This is a genomic window from Cronobacter universalis NCTC 9529 (genome assembly GCF_001277175.1).
GTDB classification, from domain to species: Bacteria; Pseudomonadota; Gammaproteobacteria; order Enterobacterales; family Enterobacteriaceae; genus Cronobacter; species Cronobacter universalis.
In genome coordinates this window covers 1736838-1756016 of record NZ_CP012257.1, presented here as the reverse complement: position 1 = coordinate 1756016, position 19179 = coordinate 1736838, and the positions used below count along the sequence as shown (strand labels likewise).

Sequence of the window (19179 nt, the reverse complement as noted above, 5' to 3'; positions counted from 1 at the left end):
CATATCTAGATTACGCAAATGCTCCGGAATGAATACATATCCTGTAAAATGCAAAAATAAAATTTCTTAATGGTAATTTTACCGGCCTTCGCTATCATTTCTCTCCACTCCCTGTTTTTGGCTCTGTATTCCGTTAGTTGCACTTCATCAAGAGTTGCCACTAGATACCCCAGGGTAATGTGGTACTGATAACTACTATGATCGTCGCGACGAATACCCGTTATATCTGACAATTCATCCCTTAAATTTTGTAGCCTGGTATATATTTCCTGACTGGCAGGTTTAAGTGGAATAAAAAGATTATCGTTCTCTCCCGGCAATGGAGCATCTAAATCGACAATAAATTCAAAGGGCGCTGACATATCTGGCTGACGTAATTTAAGCTTCTTCAAAAAAGATGTATTCAGGCTTTCCATCGACTCCTTACGTGATATACCGACAGGCCATGGACCTGAACGACGATCGTACTCGTTTACACCAACAAAAAGCGTAATGTGGTAACTGCTGGTGGGGAGAACCGCCAATTTCCTGAAAAATCTGCTTTTCGGAAGGACTCTGTATACATTAAGAATAGTGTCAAAAGTATCAAATCCTCCCCCCTGCTGTTCAAGGTGCCCCAGAAATGTATTACCCGGGAAAGGTAAAGGACACCCCGAAGATGAAAATTTTCTTCCCACATCGGGTGCGTAACTCACAACATCACGTGACATATCCCATCCTCTCTTATTAATATAACGGCCGGCGTATGCTGCAGACCAGAGCAACGCTAATGTGGCGCTGCTATTTTTTAATATTAAGTGTGTAATATAACGGCAGCATTGCTGCACCACGTGAAGCACCCTCTTTACTGAAAGCAGAAGCTTCGATTTGTGCTGATGGCCGTAACGGCTCCAGTTTTCCTCTTACCCTTTTGTTGAGTTCCTTTACCAAGCGACCGACGATTTGTTTGGGCATGGCGCCGCCTAGCGTGATAACTTCAGGATCAAGCCACTGGATACAACTGAATATAATGGGTTCCAGTTGATCACAGACCCGCGCTATCCAGCACTCAATAACTGTATTTCCGCTGTCATAAAGACTATCAAGATCTCCGGGGTTAAGACCGGCCTTCTCAAGAGTGATAAGCAAATCTTTATAAGAAGGCCTTGGCAGATCGAGAGGGAAACTCATTCCCAACTCTCCGGCATTCGAAAATCCCCCACTCAACAGTTTGCTGTCAGCAATAATGCCTGCAGCAATCCCATATCCCAGATCGATGAGGACCAGATCAGAAATATTGCTGTGATTACCCGAGTAATACTCGGCAATAGCAGAAGCATTTACGATGTTTTCCACCCAGGTCGGGTACGGTAACGCTGCGGAAAACACCGTCTGAAGGTCAACCTCCCTCCAGGTATCAAGCCATGCTACCGTTTGTCTTTTACGTCCGTCTTTTTTCAGGAATCCGGGAACGGCATATCCAATTCCCAGTATCCTTGAGTTACTTAAACGTTTCTTTTTAAGTGCACCGGCAACCATATGTATAACCTGATTGACCGTAAGGGTTATTTCACGATTTTCAGTATGTTTTTCTGACACCTGTATGAGCGGTTTTCCGCTTAAGTCAACGACAGCAATGTCAATAAACCCAGGACTGAAGGAAACACCTACAGAGCAGGCCCCTCCTGGATTCAGGCGCAGGGGTAACGAAGGCTGGCCACGCTTGCCATCGTGCACAGGCTCACCTTCAACAATCAGCCCGGAAAAAATCAGTTCACGACATTGCTGTGTTATGGCTCCCGGCGTAAGACCTGAAAGGCGACTGAGTTCGGCCCGTGTAACGGTACCGTGATTTCTGATAAGGTCGATCAGGTTACGCTGTGTAGCGCTCAGTTCTAAAGGTGCACTGACTAAATTCATATTAATTCCTGTATCCGGGCGTTAATTATTTAAGCGCATTTTAACCCAGCGTCATCTATGAGTCTTTTGACATACAGGACATCATCATGGCTGACCATGTCAATCAGGCCTTCTTTCATCCAGAAAAGTATCTCGCTGCGTACATCATGCCCGAATTTAACTCGGAAGTACTCCAGCGTATCGAGACCGAGCTTGCCCGGTGGAAGATAAAGCCGTACACCTAACCCGGCCTGCTTATACGCCTTCAGATCGTCAATGTGCGTATGTTCATATTCGAGACAGACACAGTCGGCGCTCGAACTGAGAATCGCTTCAAGCTGATTTTTATATCGCTCAAGTGAGACTGTCTGAATCTTCAGTCCCGGAACCCTGTCCTTGATCTGATTAAGCAGTACATGGTTAAACCCGAGTAACTGTATTCTTCCGACTATGCCGGTTTTGGTGGTAACCAGTTCAGTGAATCTCTCAATAAAGCGGTCGAGGCGACTGCGCTGTTTTATCTCCACGACAAGACCCGTATCGTGCCTTATCGCCCAGTCGAAGATGTCATCCAGGACCGGGATGGCGGCATTTGTACCTTCAGTGAGCGCGCTGACGCCAAAATTATAAGCCCTCAGTTCGCCGAGCGTCATATTTGCTACATAACCAGAGCCATCCGATACTCTGTCAATGCGGAAATCATGAGTGACCACCATCTTCTCATCCAGGGTCATGTGCACATCAAGTTCAATGCTCGACATACCAGCCAGACGAGCTCCTTCAAATGCCAATAACGTATTTTCAGGATACCTGCTGGAGTATCCGCGATGGCCGTTCGCCAACACGACACCTTCACTAGCCTGATGGAAGTTGAACACGCTCTACACCTTCTGAAGAAAAAGATTAACAACTGGCATTAAGTATAATAACTAAACTTAATTAAAAAAACAGCGAAATTTTAATTTATTTTTTATCAAATAAAATCATAAAGTTAACACAGATATAGTGCAAAAAATCAGCTTTCTATTCTCTGTCACAAAATTTTAATGTTTAATAGCTAAACTTATTTTAGATGAATATCAAGAGACTGCATGATGGCTAAACTAAGACTTGAAAAGATCACCAAACGTTTTGATGATTACTATGCGGCGAGAGAGATTTCTTTCGATGTTGAAGAAGGAGAATTTGTAACCCTGCTTGGACCGAGCGGATGCGGGAAAACAACACTTCTGAAGATGATTGCGGGATTTGTTACTCCGGACAGTGGAAACATCATCCTGAACGGTGAGTCAATTAATACACTTCCTCCGGAGAGGCGAAGCACCGCAATGTGTTTCCAGTCCTATGCTTTGTTCCCGCACCTGAATGTTATGCACAACATTGCTTATGGTCTGAAGCAGAAGAAAATTCCCCTTGCCGAACAAAAAGCGACGATCAATACCGTTCTGAAACAGATGGGGCTCGGATCACAAAGACACAAAATGCCTTCTCAGCTTTCAGGCGGGCAACAGCAAAGAGTTGCGATCGCGAGGGCTATGGTAACGAAGCCACTTGTCATGCTTTTTGATGAACCTCTTTCCAATCTGGATGCAAAGCTGCGTGAAAGTGTGAGATATGAAATCAAGCAGCTTCAGGGTCGTCACAATCTTACATCAGTTTATGTGACGCATGACCAGAGTGAAGCGCTATCCATGTCGGACAAAATTGTGGTGCTCAATGCCGGGAACATTGCGCAGGCAGGCACACCTGAAGAGATATACTATCATCCGGCAAACCGCTTTATTGCCGATTTTATTGGTGCAGCAAATATCATAAAGGCAACCATAAGCAGAGCAGAACAACCCGGTTTTTACAGGGTATCCACTTCTATGGGTGGCTTCTACGTCAGATCTTCGAGAGAACCTGAAAGCGACCATTGCTGGATATGCTGGCGGCCTGAAGATGCTATATACATTCCCGACAACAAAAAAGGCGCTAATTACTTTACCATTACGGTTGAAAGTATGGCTTTTATGGGAAGCCATACCGAGGCTTCAGGGCACACAAGTGACGGAACCGACGTGCGGCTGCAACTTATAAAAAAACCTTCCTTTAAAATCGGAGAGCAGGCATGTTTCTATTTGCCTGAAAACGCCATCGTATTTCTGGAGCCAGTAACATGAAAACTACTATCCGGCAGGAATTATTCGCCTGGCTCCTTATGATGAGCGGGCTTGGTACAATCCTTCTGCTGATGGGCTCTACATTTTATGTTCTGATTGCGCAGAGCATTGGCTATTTTAATCTGACGGGCAACAGTTATTTTACACTTCAGTACTGGTCCGGGATGCTACGCGATCCCGTATTGATCAGCTCATTTCTTTACTCAGTTAAAGTTTCACTGCTGGGAGCACTGGGTGCCGTTATTCTCGCATACCCCATCGCTTTATGGCTGAGAAAGCCGCTGCCGATGAAAGAGAGTATCATTGCCATATTGCGTATACCTATGTTTATCCCCGGACTGGTTGCAGCCTTTTTGTTTATTAATATCATCTCTTTTCATGGTGTTATTAATGAGTTCCTCCTGGCTGCAAACATTATCAGGACACCGCTGCGTATGCAGAATGACAGTTTTGGAACGGGAGTCATTGTCCTGCAGATATGGAAGAACATGCCCTTTGCTCTGATCCTGATAAGCAGTTCAGTGAATGCAGTGAAAAATGATATTTTATACGCCTCGGGAAATTTAGGGGCAAATAAATGGCAGCGGTTTATCACTATTATACTTCCACTTACCCTGCCCGCTCTGCAAGTGGCATTAATCATTGTATTCATTGATGCGATCGGTGACTTTGCTTTTTATTCTGTCGCCGGGCCTCATGATGTTTATTCGCTTGCGCGACTGATGCAGTCAACAGCCATGGAGTACGGAGAATGGAATAACGCTGCCGTGATTGCCGTGATCATCATGATAACCTCACTTTTGTTCAGCATATTAGTTAAGTTACTGATAACACCTTTTATGACGTGCAAAGGGGACCTGAAATGAATATGAAGAGTCGAAAAAAAACCGGTGCTGTCATGAAAGTTTCGGTGGTTTTTTTTCTCATTGCTAATTTTATATGGCTTGGGCTGCCCGTGGGCATGGCGGTACTGTGGTCGATGGTTGACCCTGCTCATCCCTGGAGTTTTCCTGACATATTCCCTAACAGCCTTTCTTTCACGAGATGGGTTAATATGTGGCAGACGACATCGCTTCCTGACGCTATGTTCAACAGTTATTCGATAGCGTTAACAGTGGCTCTCCTGAGTCTGTTACTGGCTCTTCCTACTGCTTATGCTTTCGGTCGCATACCGTTCAGAGGAAAAGGAATAGCTGAAGTCCTGACACTGATACCCCTCGTTATCCCGGGAATGCTGATCGGAATATTTTTCAGTGCCATGATCTTGCAACTCAATATCGACAACACCTTTATCAGCATAGTTACAGGACATACTGTGCTCGCGCTGCCTTATGCAATAAGAATACTTTCCGCCGGTTTTCGGGCTGTTCCGCAGGAGATGATTGACGCCAGTCGCGATCTGGGTTCGAACAGGTGGGCTACATTCAGGAATGCTTATCTGCCTTTTCTGAGGAGTGCTATCCTCGCGACATTGATTCTGTGTTTCGTCAGGAGCCTTGAGGAGTTTTCTGTCTCTTACGTACTGGGTTCGCCGGATTTTATTACCATTCCGACAATACTTTATTCTTATCTGGGATACGCGTTTGTAAGACCAGACGCAGCAGTTGTATCCATGATACTCATCATTCCTAACATCATCCTTATGATCTTTATTGAGAGAATGCTGAAGGATAATTATTCAGCTGAGTCAACTGGCAAATATTAAGAGGTTAATATGAAACGCTTTCGGACTTTAACTACCGTTATAATTCTTACTTGTCTCTCTTTTTCAGCGGCAGAGGGAGCGCAGCTTTCCGAAATGACGTGGGCCGAGGTTGTCTCCCGCGCGCAAAAAGAAGGATCAGTTAGCTTTAATGTCTGGTATCTCAAGCCACAATGGCGAAGTTTTGTAAAAGGATTTGAACAGGAGTATGGCATCAAAGTTATCATTCCCGAATCTACTATAGACGGGAATCTTAATAAAATACTGGCTGAAAAAAATAAAGCAACCGGGAAGCTTGACGTAGTAGGTTTCACGATGAGCCAGATGCCGGTTGTCCTTAATTCTTATACCGTTTCGCCGGTAGCCTGGCTTCCCGAATACCAGAATGGCTACAGTAAACTCCATGGTACTGACTTCCTCGGATATGGCCTTGCATTCTGGGGAAGCCAGACCGGGTTTGCGTATGACCCGCTGCAAATGCAGAACAAAAAGCTTCCTCAGACTCTGGAGGAGCTTCAGGGCTTCATCGACAGCAATCCAAATTTGTTTGGGTACAATGATCCGCAAAATGGCGGGGCCGGTGAAGCTTTTATACAGAGAGTATTGACACTCCAGGGACAGGGAGAGCATAAATTAACTGATAAAACAGACCCAGCCGTTCTGCAGCAGTGGAATAAAGGATGGGAATGGTTCATTAAAAATAAAAGTAAGATCACGCTCACAAAATCTCAGGCAGACAGTCTTACCCGCATCAATGATGGCGAGCTTGTTTTGGCTCCTGCATGGGAAGATCACCTGCTGACTCTTAAAAAAACAGGTGCAGTAACATCACGTATAAAATTTTATGTACCCGGGTTTAGTATGCCTGCCGGAGCTAACGCTGTCGTAATAGCTAAAAATTCAGCACATCCCGCTGCGTCTGCTCTTTTTGTCAATTGGCTGGTCAGTGAGAAAACGCAAAGCGAACTCCATAAAGTTTTTGGTTCAATTCCTGTGAATAAACATCTGAATAACGAATTTGATGATAAATTTCAGAGGGTAAGCTTTTATAATGCCCCATACAGCGTTGAGCTCAAAAAACAATTTTCCAGCCGGGTATTGCTGGGACGATAAAGATTACCGTTAAGCTACTCCGCAAAATAAATCATTATCATCAGATACGCATCCTGCCTCCCACCAACAAGGTGCTATATCAGTTATGGTGTATGCACCTTTTGTCCTGTTCGCGATGCGCCAGATCCACGCTCGCTTTGTGTTACAGCAATAAAGGCTTTATCCAGCGCAAAGGTCAGGTGTCAGGAAAATGTTATTCTTCGGTGAAATGGCGTGTCTTAATTTAAAAATTATTAACTGGACATTGTGCGGGCTGGCAGGATGGATTCCGCTTTTCGCTCAAAGCGGACCTTCTCTTTGCTTTAATGCCTGAACGATATCCCTTTTACCATGCCCGTACGGTTGGTACATCAGCCAGCCGTGTCGTGTAACACGGCGACAGCATCTCGCGCTTCATCTGCCACGACTGCTGGATCCCCTGCCCCGCAAAATACAGGGTTCCCCGCCCGTGCTGGTTCAGTTTGTCCATCAGTGACATCAGCGCCTCGCTGTTCACCCGCGGCGCGTTCTCATCAAACAGATTCAGCTGCGCCACGCCCTGGCTGAAAAAGTCACCCAGCATCACTCCCGCTTTCTGATACCGATGCCCATCGCGCCATACGGCATCGAGGCAGCGCGTCGCCGCGGCGATAATGTCGCGCGTGTCCTGTGTGGGCGTCAGCAGTTTGGTCCCGGCGTGGTTGCCGTAATACGGCTCAGCAGAGAACGGCGACGTTTTCACGAACACCGAAATGTACCGGCAGAACTGATGCTCGCCGCGGAGCTTTTCCGCCGCACGCGCTGCATAGCTGCAGATAGCCTGGCGCATCGCTTCATAGTCGGTGATACGCTCCCCGAATGACCGGCTGCAGACGATTTCCTGTTTCGCCGGGGCAAACTCCTCGATCTCCAGACAGGGCTCGCCGCGCAGCTCGCGCACGGTGCGCTCCAGCACGACGTTAAAGTGTTTGCGGATAAAGCGGATATCGGTATCGCATAGCTGCAGTGCGTTTTTAATGCCCATTGCCTCCAGCTTTCTGGCGATACGCCGACCGACGCCCCACACTTCCTCTACCGGCATCAGCGCCATCAGCCGCCGCTGGCGCGCCTGGTTCGACAGGTCCACCACCCCGCCCGTCTGCGGCCACTCCTTCGCCGCGCGATTGGCGAGCTTCGCCAGCGTCTTCGTCTGGGCGATACCGACACCACAATGGATCCGGGTGTTGCGCCGGACGGTGCCGCGTATCTCCCGGCCAAAATCAGCCAGGTCGCGGCAGTTCCGCACGCCCGTCAGGTCGCAGAATGCCTCATCGATGCTGTATACCTCGACGCGCGGGCACATTTCCTCAAGCGTGGTCATTACCCGCTGGCTCATATCACCGTTTATGTGGAATAGAAATTCAACACGAGACTTAAATCTTTCTGAAAGGATGTACACTACAAATTTGTACATTAATTATACAGGGCTTATCCCCCGTTTTTGTGGATAAGGCAGAGGGCATATGTACCGACCGGCTGCAAAAACACGCCCGGGCTTTTGCGATATTTAATATAGGGGATGTCAGTTTAAAAAAGCCTGAACAGGGACGCGGCATTTCCCTTCTGGCTGTATGGCGGGCAGTCCGGGTAAGAACGGTGATTTTTACCACCCTGACGCCGGGTGTATGTATCAAAAATCACCGGCTGGAATGAGACAGGCGGTACTTTCCGGAAGCTGCGACTGGACAGCTTCCATTTGCTGTCACGCTGCCATTTTCCGGCATTCTTCAGCACAGCGGTAACAGGCTTCAGCACATTTCTTACAGTGCTCGTGCTCATGTTTCGCGCACTCATCACCGCATTTCTGGCATGCTTCTGCGCAAACCTTACAAATCTGAGCAGCGAATTCACTGTCCATTGTCATCAGCTCAGCTGCCAGGCGGCAGATGCTGGCGCACTGCATGTCCGCCCGGATGCATTCGCGCATCATCTCAATATTTTCTTCTTTCAGGCAGGACGTTGCGCAGTAGTCACAGGTTGCAGCGCAGATATAACAGGCCTCAATGCAGTTGCGGTTATTGTTCAGACATAATTTCTTCCCGTAATCGTTAAATGTAAAGAAGTGGTAAGCATGGAACAAAATGTTGATTGCTGCAAAAGCGTTTTATACAGACGGTAACAGGAGAGGGGTGAAACAGGGTTTTAAAAAGAAGCCCGCCACAGTCAGACGGGCCGGCTGATTACAGCCTCAACAAAGTTTTTCAGATAACTCAGTGTAATGAGGGTTAATGCACAACACATTCTGTAACAACAGTAACCAGGACAAAATCCGGGTGATTTTTGCCCGCGTTTTTTCAGCTAAGGCTACGGGCTGTCATCTGCGCTTATTTATCTTCCTGCATCATCTTGCGGTGCGTTTCAATAATGTTCTGATGTGCGGCAGAACTGCTGTTATTCATGCCCTGATGTGCCTGAATCGCCAGTTCATGCTCATTTACGGAGGCTGCCGGGGCCTTTTTGTTCATACAGCAGGACATGTCCATGGGAGTCTGCTGTGCCTGAGCGGCCGAAATGGAAAGAAGGACCGCAGCGGCGACAAGCATAATCTTTTTCATTCGTACTTCCTTACGTTTACAGGATGGGAATCGCAGTTAATCCCGGACCAGAGCTACACTGGTCTCAGTGATTTTTATCGTATCCGAAAAAAAATACCGTGAACGAAAATGACATAAATGTAATTTAAAACAGCAGGTTCTGACATGACATAAATGTAATCAAGTCGGGGTTTCAGTTGTGATAGTTTTCCGGTAACAGAAATAACGTTCCAGGCCGGGTTGCATTATTCATGCTTCCGGCGCCGAGAAAGTTTCTCCCGGGACAAACTGCATTTTGCCGGAGCCCAATTATGCAGCTTAAAAGTTCACGACGTAATTTTATCAAAGGGATCACAGCAGCCGGAATTGTCGGCGGTCTTGGTATGAAGACGTTCGATGCTTTCTCGGCAGTAAGTCTGGTACAGTCACGCACGCTTACCGGTAACGATTTCGACCTGTTCATCGCCGAAACGCCGCTGAATATCACCGGAAACATCCGTTATGCCAAAACCATCAACGCCGGCCTGCCGGGTCCCCTGCTGCGCTGGAAAGAAGGTGATACTGTCACGCTGCGGGTTAAAAATCGTCTGAAAGAAACAACTTCCATTCACTGGCACGGCATTATTCTGCCGGCCAACATGGATGGCGTACCCGGCCTCAGCTTCCACGGTATTGAACCCGATGAGACCTTCATTTATTCATTCCGCGTGAAGCAGAATGGCACCTACTGGTATCACAGTCATTCCGGTCTTCAGGAGCAGGAAGGCGTTTACGGCCCGATTATCATTGATTCCGCTGAGCCTGAGCCGTTTACATATGACCGGGAACATGTGGTAATGCTGACCGACTGGTCAGATGAAAATGCCGCCACCATTCTTGCAAAACTGAAAAAACAGTCTGACTACTACAACTTCGCCAAGCCCACCGCCGGTGATTTTTTCCGGGATGCCCGGGAAAAGGGACTGGGTAATACCCTGGCTGACCGGAAGATGTGGGCGGAAATGAAGATGAACCCGACTGACCTTGCAGACGTCAGCGGTGCGACGTACACCTACCTCATGAACGGTCAGGGCCCGGGTAAAAACTGGACCGGGCTGTTCCGTAAAGGCGAAAAAATCCGCCTCCGCTTTATCAACGGCTCTGCCATGACCTACTTCGATGTGCGCATTCCCGGCGTAAAGATGACCGTGGTGGCTGCTGACGGCCAGTACGTCACCCCCGTCAGCGTGGATGAGTTCCGTATTGCCGTGGCTGAAACCTACGATGTCATTGTGGAGCCCGTCCAGGATGCCTGCACCATCTTTGCCCAGTCCATGGACAGAAGCGGCTATGCACGGGGCACGCTTGCCGTTCGTGAAGGCATGACTGCCCCGGTTCCTTCCACCGATCCTCGTCCCTGGCTCACCATGGATGATATGGGAATGGGGGGAATGGATCACGGCAGCATGGGGGGTATGGATCACGGGCAGATGCAGGGTATGGACGGCGGTAGCATGCAGAGCATGGATGGTTCAGCTGTGGAGAGCGCCCCGGCAGGCAGTATGGCTGGCATGGATCACAGCAGCATGGGCGGCATGGGTGATATGCAGAAGCATCCGGCATCAGAAACGAACAACCCCCTGGTTGACATGCAGGCCATGATGCCCGTCCCGAAGCTCAGCGATCCGGGTATCGGGCTGAGGAATAACGGCCGCAGGGTTCTGACCTACGCTGACCTGAAGAGCACTTTTGACGATCCGGACGGACGCGAACCCTCACGCACCATAGAACTGCATCTTACCGGCCATATGGAAAAATTTGCCTGGTCTTTCAATGGCATCAAGTTCTCCGATGCAGAGCCGGTCACGCTCCGCTATGGCGAGCGCGTCCGCATCGTGCTCATCAACGATACCATGATGACGCATCCCATTCATCTGCACGGAATGTGGAGCGACCTTGAGGATGAAGAAGGGAATTTTCTGGTGCGTAAACACACCATTGATATGCCGCCCGGCACGCGCCGCAGCTATCGTGTGACGGCCGATGCGCTGGGCCGCTGGGCTTACCACTGTCACCTGCTTTTTCATATGGAAACAGGCATGTTCCGTGAAGTCCGGGTTAATGAGTGAGGTACTTCTGATGTCAGCTTCTGAGCGTGGTGATATGAAATATAACTTTTTCCGCCCGGCGGCCGGACTGCTGGTTTTCGCAGCCATTGCCGGCAGTGCACTTACGGCCGCCCCTGATGCCCGGGCTGAAGCGGCGCACAACATGCAGGAGCATGACATGGGTGCAATGTCGGGCATGGACCACTCCGCTATGGGCAATATGGAACCCATGTCCGGGATGGAAGGCATGGAGTCCATGCAGCCTGCTGCCCCGACTGAAAGCAGAACGCCTGTTCCGGTGCTGACGGACGCCGACCGCCGGGCTGCGTTTCCGGACGTACACGGCCATAAGGTGCATGACAGCAACGTGAACTGGTATCTGCTGGCCGATCAGCTTGAGTGGCAGAAAAATAATGAGGCCGGGGGATTCAGTTGGGACGTCAGCGGCTGGGCCGGCGGGGATATAGATCGTCTCTGGCTGCGCAGCGAAGGGGAAACCAGCGACGGACAAACCGAGTCGGCGGAGGTGCAGGCCCTGTGGGGGCACGCTATCTCGCCCTGGTGGGACGTGGTTGCGGGCGCCCGACAGGATTTTAAACCAGGCAGGCCCCAGACATGGGCCGCCGCCGGCTTTCAGGGCATGCCGCTGTATAATCTCGAAACTGAACTCACCGCGTTTGCCGGTGAGCAGGGACGCACCGCGCTCCGGTTTGAAGCAGAGTATGACGTGCTGCTGACCAGCCGGCTCATCCTGCAGCCGTCTTTTGAAGCTAATTTTTACGGAAAGGATGATGAGGTGCGTGAAACCGGGAAAGGGCTGTCCGGTACCGAGCTTTCCCTGCGCCTTCGTTACGAAGTGAAGCGGGAGTTTGCGCCTTACGTGGGCGTATCGTGGAGCCAGCTTTATGGCAACACGGCCGATATGGCGACCCGTGAAGGAGAGAAAGACAACGAAGTGCGCTTTCTTCTCGGTGCCCGCGTGTGGTTCTGATGCAGTTAATTCTAACAAACAAGACAGGTATGAATATGAAACGTAATTATGCTGGCTACGTCATCGCTGTTGCCGCCTCTGTTGCTGCTTTTGCCGCGCAGGCGCATCCGGAACTGGCTTCTTCTGTCCCTGCTGATAAAGCGCAGGTGGCAGCGCCTTCAAAAGTGGAGCTGCACTTTACTGAAAATCTGGTCACAAAATTTTCTGGTGCACGTCTCGTCATGACCGCTATGCCCGGCATGTCCTCTCATGCCCCGATGGCGGTTGCGGCAAAAGTGGCCGCCGGTGGCGATCCGAAAACCATGGTGATCACGCCGGCCAAAGCTCTAGTGCCTGGCACATACAAGGTGGAGTGGCGTGCGGTCTCTTCCGATACACACCCGCGCACCGGCAACGTCAGCTTTAGCGTGAAATAATGCCATGAACGATCAGACTTTTATTGTCATCCGCTTTTTCCTTTACCTTGACCTTATGGTTCTGTTTGGGCTGCCTTTATTTGAACTGTATGCCGTGAAGGGAACGCTTAAAAAATCGGTGTCTTTATTCAGCGTCTGGTCGTTCTTCTTTATTCTGATATCCGTCGGCATTGTTCTGTCGCTGGCGAATATGCTGCTGGTCGCGCAGGCGATGAGTGGCGTGGCCGACGCAGGTGAAATCACGCTCCACATCATAGAGATGGTTATCGGTGAGACTGCGGTCGGCCTCAGCTGGGTTATCCGGCTTGCCGCACTCGTCCTGGCCTTCATCGGACTGGGCCTGCGCCTGCGCAATGCCGTTCTGTCGCGTTACGTTCTCACGCTGTCCGGAGGCACAGCGCTGGCCACCCTGGCATGGGGTGGTCATGCGGCCATGAACGACGGTATGAGCTACTATCTGCATCTGCTGAGCGATATCATCCACCTGTCGGCAGCCGGTGCATGGGTGGGCGCGCTGACAGCCTTTGCCATTCTGTTATGCATCAAAAAGGCGCAGACGGCCAGCCACGTCCGGCAGCTTGCGGAAGCCCTGACGGGCTTTTCCCGGGCCGGCACGGTGATTGTGCTGAGTATTGTCATCACCGCCGTCATTAACTTTTTCTTCATTGTGGAAGACCCGGTCAACTCTTTGCCGGGCAGCCACTACGGGCTGCTCCTGCTAATCAAGACAGGCTTGTTTTTCGTCATGCTGTTGCTGGCTGCCGCGAACCGCTTCCGGCTTGCGCCGGCACTGGAAAATGCGCTCAGTCAGGGCCACTATAAGACGGGTATTGCGCTGATGCGCAAAAGTATTATTACAGAGTTCAGCGTGTCTATCCTGATTCTGGCGACCGTAGCCTGGCTTGGCACGCTGTCGCCCGGTAACGGTATGGCGTAACGACACTCAGCTGCAGGGCCCTTATACCATGACCACTCTTTTGATCGTCGAGGATGAAATTAAAACCGGGACTTACCTGAAACAGGGTCTTCAGGAAGCAGGGTATGACGTCACCCTCGTGAATGACGGCCGTCAGGGGCTGGAGCATATCCTGCAGCAGCGCTACGACCTGATTATTCTTGACGTTATGCTGCCCTCCCTGGACGGCTGGGACATTCTGCGGCAGATGAGAATGGCCCGCCACGAAGAGCCCGTGCTGTTTCTGACCGCAAGGGATAACGTCAGCGAAAAAATCAAAGGTCTGGACCTGGGAGCCGATGACTATCTGCTCAAGCCGTTCGATTTTGCCGAGCTTCTGGCCCGTATCCGGACCCAGCTCAGGCGTAACCGCTCTCTGGCATCCGGCATGTACGAAATAGCTGACCTGGTGATGGACATATCCCGCCGGAGCGTCAGCCGTTCCGGCAAAAAAATTCATCTGTCCACAAAAGAGTTTGTTCTGCTTGAGCTGCTGCTGCAGCGTCGCGGTGAAGTGCTGCCAAGAAATCTCATCTCCTCCCTGGTCTGGAATATTAATTTTGAGAGTGATACTAACGTAATTGATGTGGCTGTCCGGCGGCTGCGCAGCAAAGTGGATGATGACTTCAGCCCGAAGCTGATCCATACCGTGCGTGGCATTGGCTACGTGCTGGAGATACGTGAAGAATGAAGCGTAACTGGTCTCTGACTTCCAGACTTAGCCTGGTCTTTGCCGGTGTCATGATGTCCGTCTGGCTGCTTACCAGCGTTCTGCTGGTTGCCGCGCTGGGCAGTTACTTTCGCAGCCAGGATCTTACGCTGCTGACCGGTAAGCTTGAGCTGGCTACCGAACTGCTGGAAAGTGAAGCCCGTACCGGAAAGCTTGATACCGCCGGGCTTGCCCGCAAGCTTGCCGACGCCATGGTGGGCCACAGCGGACTTTATCTGTCGATCAGGACTGCCGATAATCAAATACTCGCCGACTATTTCTCTCCCGGCTTCCCGGTTCCGGCTGAGCGCTTTGCCGGTGAGGCCCTGAAGCTGAACATCCTGCAGACGGTGGAGGAAGACGGCTGGCGCTATAACGTCATGATTAAAAAAATCGGTACAGAGAACTCGGGCAGGCACCAGGACGTGCTGATAACAGCCGCCTACGATACTGGCTTTCATGATGAATTTATCGGCCAGCTGAAAGAGTGGCTGATGTGGCTTAACGGGGGACTGATTTTTCTTTCTGTCTTGCTGGGCTGGCTTGCCACCCGCATCGGACTCCGGCCGCTGAATGAAATAAACCGGCTGGCTTCGGCTATTACCGTTAATAATCTCAGTGAGCGCCTGCCGGCCCGACACCTTCCTTCGGAGCTTATGCCTACCGTAGTCGAGTTTAACAGCATGCTGGAGAGACTGGAGGGCTCTTTCAGGCGCCTGACAGAGTTTTCATCTGACATAGCCCATGAGCTGCGCACTCCCGTAAGTAACCTGATGATGCAGACGCAGGTTGCCCTGTCCCGGGAGCGTGACGCTGCCAGTTACCGGGAAGTGCTTTTCTCAAACCTGGAGGAGCTGGGCCGGCTTGCCAGAATGAGCAGCGACATGCTGTTTCTGGCGAAGTCTGAAAACGGGCTGCTGGCGCTGGAAAATGAGATTTTTTCCGCAAAGGCAGAACTCGAAGAACTAATCGAATTTTTCGAGCCGCTGACCGCTGAAAACGGTAAAACCCTGGCGCTTGAAGGGGATGCCAGCATGAAGGGCGATCGTCTGATGCTGCGCCGGGCGCTGAGCAACCTGATAACCAATGCCATAAAGTACTCTTCAGACGGCGCGGCGATCCTGATCCGGGCTGAACAGCAGGCCGGGATGGCGTTTGTTCACATATCTAACTGTACAGAAGCCATTACACAGGAAAATCTGGGCCGGCTTTTTGATCGCTTTTACCGGGGTGACTCGTCCAGGCAACATAACACGGACGGTGCCGGTCTGGGCCTTTCCATCACGCGTGCCGTTGTCCAGGCTCACAATGGCACGCTGCAGGTTTTTCTGGACGGTGACATCGTTACGTTTACGGTAAAAATACCGGCAGCATGATTTACGTTGATGTGCGCTTTCTTCGGGCTGTCGCCCGTAATAATTCTGAACTGCTTTAAATCAAGGATTTCTTTCCCGGTTTTGTGAAACGATCCCGGGTGCTTAACTAAACTGAAGTCTCTTAGCCCAGTAAAGGAATGGATCATGAAAAAATTACAGACAGCCCTGGTTTCCCTGCTGGTTGTTCTGCCCGTTGCGGCTATGGCCCAGAAGCCGGATATGAAGATGACGCAGGACATGCATATGTCCCCGGCGTCAAAAGAATACATGGCCGGCATGCAGAATATGCACCGCGGCATGATGGATGCGATGAAGGAGCAGGATGCAGACAGGGCTTTTGCCAGAGGCATGGCAGAGCACCATAAAGGCGCGATAGCCATGGCCGAAACAGAACTGAAGTACGGAAAAGATCCTGAAATGAGAAAGATGGCTGAAGATGTCATCAAAGCACAGAAGGCTGAGATTGAGCATCTGGAAAAATGGCTGAATAAATAGTTTACAGCTGATACCAGAAGATTGTATTTCAACCGACCGGCAGGGCCCAGAGAGGGCCTTTATCTATCTTTTTACAGGCAGAAAAAAGAAATAATCCAAACCGGAATGACTGCGGCAAAAAGAGGTATGGCTCAGCGAATAAGCTTTGACTGCTGGCTTTCTGTTACGAGGCAGAACTCACGCACTGTGCTGCTACTTACCTGAGATAATATGCTGTCCGGACAAATGTTTTTACCGGATGAGAACCTTACCGCTTTTTCTCAGAGCAGCCTCCAGTTTTTCCGTATCTCCTTCCACGACGGCTCTCTCGTCAACCGTCAGCGGCACCTCCTCCAGATATCTTTTTACGGACGCCTTACTTTCGAGCAGAAGTCCTCTTGCGCTCTGTTTTGGCAGATTAAAGTCGCAACCGATGCACGCCATCCGGTGCGGGCAGTTGCTCCAGAAAGGATTCATACAGTACGAATCGCCGAGATCATAATATATTGCCGGACCGGTGAGGCTGACAGCATCCGGATCATGGTCAATCAGCACGCTCATCATATGCGCGACCCGGTCCGCCTTCACAAAAGAGGCTGCCAGCTGTGTCGGGCGTAACGGGTTCATAACCCAATCCACCCGGGGGGACTCCGAACCGCAGGTGCACTTCTGTGTTGTGTGGAGAAACTACCTGGCGGCCAGTGCAGATGGCCGCCCCCTTTCACGAGAGTGAATAAAACCTGTTTAAACAGACTTACGATCCAGCTTCAGCAACTAAAAAGCCCCGTCGAAAAGTTACCCGCCAGCGCCTCAGTCTGGAGGAATGGCAGCGGATATTCGAGATTGCAGACGCCAACCATCAATATATGGGTAACGCTATGTTGCTGGCTTTGGTAACCGGCCAGCGCCTTGGTGATATTTCGAAAATGAAGTTTAGCGATGTCTGGGATGATCATTTACACATTGTTCAGGAGAAAACAGGAAGCAAAATAGCGATCCCATTATCGCTCCGCCTGAATGCCATTAATTGGAGTTTGCGGGATGTTATAGCGCGCTGTCGGGATTATGCGGTTAGCCCTTACCTCGTCCATTTTTTCAGGGCCACGTCGCAAGCAGAACGTGGCGCCCAAGTTAAACCGAACACGCTAACCATGAATTTTAGTAAGGCTCGGGATAAGGCAGAAATTGACTGGAGGGAAGGAACGCCAGCGACATTCCACGAGCAGCGCTCGCTATCTGAACGTCTTTATAAGGAACAGGGGATTGACACTAAAAAGTTGCTCGGCCACAAGTCGCAGCAGCAGACCGATCGTTATAACGACGACCGAGGTAAGGGCTGGACGACGATTGCAATTTAGGTTTTTGGGGTGGGGTTTTGATAACTTGTTTTGATAAAATTTTGATAACCGTTCAAAACCTAATAATAACGAACGGGAACCAACCGGCTCCCGTTCTTACCTAACCCAGAATCTGGATTACATGTTCGCGATGATAGCGTCGCCAAACTCTGAGCATTTCAGCAGCTTAGCGCCTTCCATCAGGCGTTCGAAGTCATAGGTCACGGTCTTGTTGTTGATAGCGCCTTCCATACCTTTAACAATCAGGTCAGCGGCTTCGAACCATTCCATATGACGCAGCATCATTTCCGCAGAGAGAATGATAGAGCCCGGGTTCACTTTGTCCTGGCCTGCGTATTTCGGCGCGGTGCCGTGGGTCGCTTCGAACAGCGCGCACTCGTCGCCGATGTTCGCGCCCGGCGCGATGCCGATGCCGCCAACCTGCGCCGCCAGGGCGTCAGAGATGTAGTCGCCGTTCAGGTTCATACAGGCGATAACGTCATATTCCGCCGGACGCAGCAGGATCTGCTGCAGGAAGGCGTCGGCAATCACGTCTTTCACAACGATCTCTTTACCGTTGTTCGGGTTCTTGATTTTCACCCACGGGCCGCCGTCGATAAGCTCGCCGCCAAACTCTTCACGCGCCAGCTGGTAGCCCCAGTCTTTAAACGCGCCTTCGGTGAATTTCATGATGTTGCCTTTGTGCACCAGGGTCACGGATTCGCGATCGTTGGTGATGGCGTATTCAATCGCCGCGCGCACCAGGCGTTTGGTGCCTTCTTCAGAACACGGCTTGATGCCGATGCCGCAATGTTCCGGGAAGCGGATTTTCTTCACGCCCATCTCTTCACGCAGGAATTTGATCACTTTCTCAGCGTCAGCGGAGTCGGCTTTCCACTCGATACCGGCGTAGATGTCTTCGGAGTTTTCACGGAAGATAACCATGTCGGTCAGTTCCGGATGTTTAACCGGGCTCGGGGTGCCCTGGTAGTAACGTACCGGGCGCAGGCAGACGTAAAGGTCCAGCTCCTGACGCAGGGCAACGTTGAGGGAGCGAATACCGCCGCCAACCGGCGTGGTCAGCGGGCCTTTAATAGCAACGCGATATTCACGAATCAGATCCAGGGTTTCCTGGGGCAGCCAGACATCCTGGCCATAAAGCTGGGTAGATTTCTCACCGGTGTAAATTTCCATCCAGGAAATTTTACGCTCGCCTTTGTAGGCTTTCTCAACCGCGGCGTCGACCACTTTCAGCATCGCCGGCGTCACGTCCACGCCGATACCGTCGCCTTCAATGAACGGGATGATCGGGTTGTGGGGGACATTCAGCTTGCTGTTTTGCGCTGTGATCTTTTCACCTTCCGCCGGAACTACTACTTTGCTTTCCATTCACCTCTCCTTCGAGCGCTTCTGGTTGTGACTCATTT

General features: G+C 50.6%; 18 protein-coding genes and 3 pseudogenes. 12 read left to right on the top strand and 9 right to left on the bottom strand.

Features of this window, described 5'->3' with window-relative positions; all coding sequences use genetic code 11:
• Positions 1–5 precede the first annotated feature (5 nt).
• The 3 genes from AFK65_RS20880 to AFK65_RS08015 all read right to left on the bottom strand — a co-directional run bounded on the left by AFK65_RS20880 (position 6) and on the right by AFK65_RS08015 (position 2756).
• Complete coding sequence (locus AFK65_RS20880) at positions 6–710, bottom strand: DUF1868 domain-containing protein (protein WP_081639383.1); 705 nt, start codon at positions 708–710, stop codon at positions 6–8.
• 70 nt (positions 711–780) lie between these two features.
• Positions 781–1899, bottom strand: coding sequence for an ROK family transcriptional regulator (locus tag AFK65_RS08020; RefSeq protein WP_038857419.1), 1119 nt, complete (start codon positions 1897–1899; stop codon positions 781–783).
• 29 nt (positions 1900–1928) lie between these two features.
• The gene (locus tag AFK65_RS08015) at positions 1929–2756 is read right to left on the bottom strand and encodes a glycerophosphodiester phosphodiesterase (RefSeq protein WP_032804516.1); all 828 of its coding nucleotides are present in this window, start codon (positions 2754–2756) and stop codon (positions 1929–1931) included.
• 216 nt (positions 2757–2972) lie between these two features.
• On the opposite strand from AFK65_RS08015, the gene AFK65_RS08010 reads away from it, so the two are divergent.
• The 4 genes from AFK65_RS08010 to AFK65_RS07995 are packed head-to-tail and all read left to right on the top strand — an operon-like array spanning position 2973 to position 6855.
• On the top strand, positions 2973–4040 hold the full coding sequence (locus AFK65_RS08010) for an ABC transporter ATP-binding protein (RefSeq protein ID WP_032805323.1): 1068 nt from the start codon (positions 2973–2975) through the stop codon (positions 4038–4040).
• Positions 4037–4906, top strand: coding sequence for an ABC transporter permease (locus AFK65_RS08005; RefSeq protein WP_007708089.1), 870 nt, complete (start codon positions 4037–4039; stop codon positions 4904–4906). The genes AFK65_RS08010 and AFK65_RS08005 overlap by 4 nt, the downstream gene beginning before the upstream one ends.
• A complete protein-coding gene (locus AFK65_RS08000) occupies positions 4903–5745 on the top strand; it encodes an ABC transporter permease (protein WP_007708086.1) in 843 nt (280 codons plus the stop codon). The genes AFK65_RS08005 and AFK65_RS08000 overlap by 4 nt, the downstream gene beginning before the upstream one ends.
• A gap of 9 nt (positions 5746–5754) precedes the next feature.
• A complete protein-coding gene (locus tag AFK65_RS07995; protein WP_007708084.1) occupies positions 5755–6855 on the top strand; it encodes an ABC transporter substrate-binding protein in 1101 nt (366 codons plus the stop codon).
• Positions 6856–7180: 325 nt separating this feature from the next.
• On the opposite strand, the pseudogene umuC reads toward AFK65_RS07995, so the two are convergent.
• The 4 genes and pseudogenes from umuC to AFK65_RS07980 all read right to left on the bottom strand — a co-directional run.
• A pseudogene (gene umuC / locus AFK65_RS07990) lies at positions 7181–8215 on the bottom strand (translesion error-prone DNA polymerase V subunit UmuC); the annotation flags it as partial.
• Positions 8216–8400: 185 nt separating this feature from the next.
• Positions 8401–8652, bottom strand: coding sequence for a hypothetical protein (locus AFK65_RS22040; protein ID WP_162139049.1), 252 nt, complete (start codon positions 8650–8652; stop codon positions 8401–8403).
• The gene (locus AFK65_RS07985; RefSeq protein ID WP_032805322.1) at positions 8576–8899 is read right to left on the bottom strand and encodes a four-helix bundle copper-binding protein; all 324 of its coding nucleotides are present in this window, start codon (positions 8897–8899) and stop codon (positions 8576–8578) included. Before AFK65_RS07985 ends, AFK65_RS22040 begins: the two co-directional genes overlap by 77 nt.
• Before the next feature lie 298 nt (positions 8900–9197).
• Positions 9198–9428, bottom strand: a complete 231-nt coding sequence (locus AFK65_RS07980; protein WP_032804514.1) for a hypothetical protein — start codon at positions 9426–9428, stop codon at positions 9198–9200.
• Between the two features lie 290 nt (positions 9429–9718).
• Here AFK65_RS07980 and AFK65_RS07975 point away from each other — a divergent pair, with 290 nt between their 5' ends.
• The 7 genes from AFK65_RS07975 to copM all read left to right on the top strand — a co-directional run bounded on the left by AFK65_RS07975 (position 9719) and on the right by copM (position 16436).
• Positions 9719–11515, top strand: a complete 1797-nt coding sequence (locus AFK65_RS07975) for a copper resistance system multicopper oxidase (RefSeq protein ID WP_007708071.1) — start codon at positions 9719–9721, stop codon at positions 11513–11515.
• Between the two features lie 142 nt (positions 11516–11657).
• Positions 11658–12485, top strand: coding sequence for a copper resistance protein B (locus AFK65_RS07970; protein ID WP_144421413.1), 828 nt, complete (start codon positions 11658–11660; stop codon positions 12483–12485).
• 35 nt (positions 12486–12520) lie between these two features.
• A complete protein-coding gene (gene copC / locus AFK65_RS07965; protein WP_007708063.1) occupies positions 12521–12901 on the top strand; it encodes a copper homeostasis periplasmic binding protein CopC in 381 nt (126 codons plus the stop codon).
• Positions 12902–12905: 4 nt separating this feature from the next.
• Entirely contained in the window at positions 12906–13838 is a 933-nt protein-coding gene (gene copD / locus AFK65_RS07960; RefSeq protein WP_038857430.1) for a copper homeostasis membrane protein CopD, read from the top strand.
• A 28-nt stretch (positions 13839–13866) separates the two neighbouring features.
• Positions 13867–14547, top strand: a complete 681-nt coding sequence (locus AFK65_RS07955) for a heavy metal response regulator transcription factor (RefSeq protein ID WP_007708057.1) — start codon at positions 13867–13869, stop codon at positions 14545–14547.
• Positions 14544–15941 (top strand): heavy metal sensor histidine kinase, encoded by a 1398-nt coding sequence (locus tag AFK65_RS07950; protein ID WP_007708053.1) that lies wholly within the window; start codon positions 14544–14546, stop codon positions 15939–15941. The genes AFK65_RS07955 and AFK65_RS07950 overlap by 4 nt, the downstream gene beginning before the upstream one ends.
• 144 nt (positions 15942–16085) lie before the next feature.
• Positions 16086–16436, top strand: a complete 351-nt coding sequence (copM, locus tag AFK65_RS07945) for a CopM family metallochaperone (protein ID WP_007708050.1) — start codon at positions 16086–16088, stop codon at positions 16434–16436.
• A 231-nt stretch (positions 16437–16667) separates the two neighbouring features.
• On the opposite strand, the pseudogene AFK65_RS07940 reads toward copM, so the two are convergent.
• A pseudogene (locus tag AFK65_RS07940) lies at positions 16668–17033 on the bottom strand (site-specific recombinase); the annotation flags it as partial.
• A gap of 137 nt (positions 17034–17170) precedes the next feature.
• Between AFK65_RS07940 and AFK65_RS07935 the strand changes: the two are divergent.
• Positions 17171–17773 (top strand): annotated as a pseudogene (locus tag AFK65_RS07935) (tyrosine-type recombinase/integrase); the annotation flags it as partial.
• Positions 17774–17890: 117 nt separating this feature from the next.
• Here AFK65_RS07935 and icd read toward each other — a convergent pair.
• Positions 17891–19141, bottom strand: a complete 1251-nt coding sequence (gene icd / locus AFK65_RS07930) for an NADP-dependent isocitrate dehydrogenase (protein WP_038857434.1) — start codon at positions 19139–19141, stop codon at positions 17891–17893.
• Between the last annotated feature and the right edge of the window lie 38 nt (positions 19142–19179).